This window comes from Adlercreutzia sp. DFI.6.23 (assembly GCF_024462535.1).
In the GTDB taxonomy this organism is placed as follows: domain Bacteria; phylum Actinomycetota; class Coriobacteriia; order Coriobacteriales; family Eggerthellaceae; genus Adlercreutzia; species Adlercreutzia rubneri.
Window position 1 is genome coordinate 1 of the sequence record NZ_JANGBP010000595.1, and the last position, 297, is coordinate 297.

Consider the following 297-nt stretch of genomic DNA (forward strand, 5'->3'; position numbering starts at 1 on the left):
GTGAGCATGTAGTTGGTGGTGCCGTACACGATGCCCATGACCGAGGTGATCTCGTTGTCGATGAGCGAGTGCTTCAGCGGATCGATGATGGGAATGCCGCCGCCCACGGACGCCTCGAAGGCCAACTCCTTGCCAGCGGCCTCGGCGGCCTCCATGACCTCCTTGCCGTGGGTGGCCATGAGCGCCTTGTTGGCCTTGACCACGTTCTTGCCGGCGGCGAGCGCGTTCAGTACGACCGTGCGGGCGATGGTGGTGCCCCCGATGAGCTCCACCACGATATCGATCTCGGGTTCGTTG

The 297-nt window shown here is 63.6% G+C and carries 1 pseudogene; it reads right to left on the bottom strand.

The features are described from left to right. Positions 1-297, bottom strand: a pseudogene (locus NE591_RS14710) (homoserine dehydrogenase); the annotation flags it as partial.